Annotated in this window: 4 protein-coding genes; all 4 read left to right on the top strand. The window is 44.9% G+C overall.

Annotation, left to right across the window (positions count from 1 at the left end; genetic code table 11):
- Positions 1 to 1,817, top strand: a 1,817-nt coding sequence (locus GX135_05325) for a hypothetical protein (protein ID NLN85510.1), incomplete at its 5' end; no start/stop codon positions are given.
- Complete coding sequence (gene miaB, locus GX135_05320; protein NLN85509.1) at positions 1,814 to 3,091, top strand: tRNA (N6-isopentenyl adenosine(37)-C2)-methylthiotransferase MiaB; 1,278 nt, start codon at positions 1,814 to 1,816, stop codon at positions 3,089 to 3,091. The genes GX135_05325 and miaB, both read left to right, overlap by 4 nt.
- A gap of 107 nt (positions 3,092 to 3,198) precedes the next feature.
- Positions 3,199 to 4,074: a DUF1732 domain-containing protein gene (locus GX135_05315; protein NLN85508.1), complete on the top strand. Its 876-nt coding sequence runs from the start codon at positions 3,199 to 3,201 to the stop codon at positions 4,072 to 4,074.
- A complete protein-coding gene (locus GX135_05310; protein ID NLN85507.1) occupies positions 4,064 to 4,501 on the top strand; it encodes a hypothetical protein in 438 nt (145 codons plus the stop codon). Before GX135_05315 ends, GX135_05310 begins: the two co-directional genes overlap by 11 nt.
- The last annotated feature ends 167 nt before the right edge of the window (positions 4,502 to 4,668 follow it).

Below are 4,668 nucleotides of genomic sequence, written 5' to 3'. Positions count from 1 at the left end.
TGGTCTGCGATTTTGGCGTGAAACATGGGGAAAATTTGGCTCCGGATTTGAAGGCTACGGAGGAAGCTTTGCTCGAGCTGATGGGGCAGAGGTCCAGTATTTTGGAGCGTGAAGTTGATTTTTTGCGACAGGAAGGGATTGACCTCATCATAAGCGATATTCCCTGGCTGCCTGTGGAGGCAGGAATCTATGCCGATGTACCGGTTTTTGCCATTTCTAATTTTGATTGGCTTTTCATCTATGAAGGGCTTTTTGGAGATGAGACGCACCTGAAACCCGTTTTCAACACGATCTTTGGGCTTTACCAAAAGGTGGACCATGCTTTCAGGCTGCCTCTGAGTTCACCACGCAGCATGTCATCTTTCAGGAAGGTTGAAAAAACCGGACTTTTGGCTCGTAAGCCCCTGGCTGAAAAAGATTTAATGACCGAGCTTGGTGTCTCCAAAGATGAAGCAACCTTGCTCTGTTCATTTGGTGGGCAGGGTGAGATGGATTTTGATCTGGAGAAACTTTGCGCGGCTTTTCAGGGTACAGTTTTGTCTTCCGCGCCCTCGGATGGTATTTCGAACCATATCCAAATTCCCAGGGAGATTGACTTTTCCACCTTGGTCGCGCAGGTTGATGTTTTTCTCACAAAACCTGGTTACAGCAGTTTTTCGGAAGCCATCCAAAGTGGAACCCATATTATATATTGTCCTCGCGCCGGCTATCCGGAAGAAGAGATTTTGATTAAAGGAATTGAGCGCTATACGCATAAAACGGAACTGAAGAACCTTGGACTTTCTACAAAGGCTTGGAAAGAGGTTTTTGAATCCATAGCCAAAGATATGGGACCCGTTAAAAAGATAGCAAATGCCAACACCAAGGTGGCTGGGCTCATCATCAAACGTTTTCTGGAACTGAAATATAGCGATAAAAAGCTGAGGTCTGTGTTTGACGTTGGTTCCAACAATTTAAATTATTGTCTTTGCGCCGGTGGGGTTTCGCGACCTTTGCATACAGCCCAGGTCAGGACAGGGCTGGGAACTGGATACCGTGAACTTGGGGATAAACAGGTTCGAGTGGGAACGAGTCAAATCGATGGTTTTAAAAAATCAGTGACTCCGATTTTGAAGCTGGACGCTGCCATCGATTCAGAAAAGATTGCCATTGCCACCGGGATTAGCAGGCAAAGCGATGTGGCGCAAGTTTTAACACCTTGGTTCGAGAAGCGCTGGAACACGTCCCTGCGGGTGATAAGCCCGGAATTCGAAAGCGAGCTTAGCGCTTTGGCGGCGGAACAGCTTATTCCGGAAGAGAGTACAGCCGCGATTGTGGATATTGGTGGTTTCAGCACTGAGATAACTTTGCGTGGTGCGGGTATCAAAAAAAGCGGGATTAGTTTGCCCATGGGGCTTTTGACACTGAAACAGGCAGAAAATGATGGCGTGGAGGCGATTGACATCATCCAAAATAATTTGGCTAAGATTTCCATGCCAAACCAAGATATTGACCTGTTAATCTGTGTTGGGCTGTCAGCGGTGTTTTTGGCAAAAATCGTGCTCCAGGAAGAAAAGTATAGGCCGGATCGTATTCATGGAGCCAGGATTAACAAAAATGATCTGCTGGATTTGATGCGCGATCTGGATACAGAAGATTATGAAAAACGGCTGCGGTTCGCGGCTGAAAGCAGGTCGCGTTCTTTTATCAAGCTTAGCGCCACGCTGTATGGTTTTCTGATGGACAGATTTCACAGGCGGGATTTCATTGTTTGCCAACATGGCATTTCATGGGGTTATCAGCTCTGGAAAGAGCGCCCCAGACGGAAGAAAAAATGAAGTTTTTTATTGAAACCTACGGCTGTCAGATGAATGTTTCAGACAGCGAATTGATTAGCGGGATTCTGCAGAACGCTGGCTGGGAGGCTGTTACCGAGATTGATGAAGCCGATCTTATCCTTTTTAACACCTGTTCTGTGCGCCAACACGCGGAGGAACGTGTTTTGGGGCGTATTTCGAATGAAAAACACCGTAAGCAGCAGAATCCACAACTGAAAATAGCCGTGCTGGGATGTATGGCGCAAAGAGTGGGGAAGAGGCTGCTGGAAAAGGAGTTTGGTGTGGATTATGTGGTTGGGGTTGACCAATATCTCCAATTGCCAGAGCTGTTGAACAAGGATGGGGGTTCGGAGATTGAATTTGACCATTTTCAGATTTATCCTGGGCTGAAGCCTGTACATAGTGACAACACCTGCGCTTTTGTGACCATCATGCGAGGTTGTGACAATTTTTGTTCCTATTGTATTGTGCCGCACGTTCGTGGCAGGGAACGAAGCGTGGCGCTGGACGAAATTATTGACGAAGTGGCAAAATGTGGTGATAACGGATTGAAGGATGTGACTTTACTTGGTCAAAATGTCAATTCATACCGCTGGAATGATTACGATTTTCCCAAGCTGCTGAGAGAACTAAACAAAATTGATTCCATTTATAGATTGAGGTTTGTGACCTCGCATCCCAAGGATCTTTCAGACGATTTGGTGGCTGCGATGGCTGATTGTGACAAGGTTTGCGAACATATTCATTTACCCTTGCAGAGCGGAAGTGATATGGTTCTTAGAGCGATGAACCGGAAATACACTTTTGGACATTATCTTGATCTGACCAAAAAGCTGAGACAAGCTATGCCTGATATTTCGCTAACCACAGACCTGATTGCAGGATTTCCAGGAGAAACTCGGCTTGATTTTGAAATGACGCTGGAAGCCATGCGTGAAATTCAGTTCGATTACGCGTTTTGTTTTAAATATAGTGAACGCGAAGGAACAGCCGCCTGTTCTTTTGAAAATAAAGTTCCGGAGGCTGAGCGGCTGGCAAGGCTTCAGGAAATGATTGAATTGCAAAGAAAGATTACTCTGGAGAAGTTTTCCGCTCAAATCGGTTCCGAAGTTGAAATCTATGTGGAGAGCCTGAGCAAAAAATCTTCTCGACAGATTTCCGGAAAAACCAGAGACTATAAAATCGCGGTGATGGACGGAGATGAATCCGACATCGGAACCCTGAAAAAAGCCAGGGTGAAAAGCGCCACGGCGGGAACATTGATTTGCAAATGACCCGATACTAACATGTTGATAAGATACGTTATGTAAACTTAGATATTGGGGAGTTAACTTCTTGCCCTGCAAAGCTATCTCCCCCATCCATTTTCAAGGAGTATATTATGAAAAGCATGACCGGCCACGGACTGGCTAAAACACATGCGGAAGAAATTGACATCGAGATTGAGCTGAGATCAATCAATGGAAGATATTTGGATCTGCGACTCTATTTGCCTCGAGAGTTAAACTTTTTTGAATATCCCCTGCGGAAAAGACTTTCGGAAGCTTTGGGACGTGGTACTGTTGAAGTGCGTGTCAGCTTCAATGACCATCGTGAACCACGTCTGAAGCTCAATCTTCCCAAACTGCGTAAATTTAAAGCCATCGTTCAGGAAGCCGGAAAGATGCTTGAAATCGATGGCAATGTCCCACTGGAGTTTTATTTGGACGAACCTGGGATAATTGAAAGCACCAATGATCTTGATGAAGATGAGTTGCTTAAAGAATTGTTAAACAAGACGATGGATGAGGCTATCTCGAAACTACTTGAATCTCTTCATAGCGAAGCATCTGGTATACGTGAAGTTATAGCTTTATCTTGTGATAAAATGCTTCAGGCCTTGGACATGGTTGAAAATGAGATCCAGCCATATAAAGAAGAGCTTTTCAAGGAAATGAAGGCTCGAACAGCCGAGCTTTTAAACACTGTAACCCATGAAAACCTGGAGCAACGTCTGTTTCAAGAGCTTGCTGTATATATAGATAGATACGATATTCATGAAGAGCTTTCCCGCTTGAGGAGCCATATTTCCACCCTGCTTGAGGTTTTGCAAAAGAAGGACGATAATGGCAAGAGCCTGAACTTCGTTTTGCAGGAAATGCAGCGGGAAGCCAATACTTTGGGCTCCAAATTCTCAACCGCCAAGACCTTTGCCCATATTTTGGTTTTGAAGGAAGAGGTGGAAAAATGCAGGGAGATTGTGCAAAATGTCGCCTGAACCATTGCTCAGTTGGCGTTCCTGGCCTTTTGTGGAACGTCCCAAAACCTCCGTTCTGCTCATCGCCTTTCTTGCTTTGTTAGCTTGGTTTTTGTGGAATCTGGCTGTTGTACAGTGGCAGCTTCCGTGGTTTTATTTTTTGGGGATGATTCTGGTTTTGGGCAACCTTCTCCCCTATTTTATCCCAACCGTTTACAATCTTTATGAATATGAGATTGTTATTCATTACCTGTTTTTGAAGGTATCCAGACGCTACACTGATTTTGGCTGTTTTTACAGTGATAAACGCGGGGTTATGTTAAGCACTTTCAAGCTCCCCAGGCGTTTGGATGTTTTCAGAGGCCAATCTCTTCGCTACTCCAAATCTCAGGCTGAGAAAGAACAACTGATTGAGATTTTGGGTCGCAAAGTGGGAAAACAATACTGAGGAATATATTGAAAAATTATAAAATAGGCGAGCGCCTGAGCGAACTGTTCAAGCGCAACCGTAATAAGCCACTGTCCTACAATGAGATAGTTGGCGAACTAAACTTGACCAAAAAAGAGAAAGCGGTTCTTTCAGAAACACTGAACGAACTGGTTTCCGAGGGTATG

It is taken from the genome of Candidatus Cloacimonadota bacterium (assembly GCA_012522635.1).
In the GTDB taxonomy this organism is placed as follows: domain Bacteria; phylum Cloacimonadota; class Cloacimonadia; order Cloacimonadales; family Cloacimonadaceae; genus Syntrophosphaera.
The sequence above is the reverse complement of the archived record's forward strand: the minus strand, read 5'-3'. Positions and strand labels throughout refer to the sequence as shown.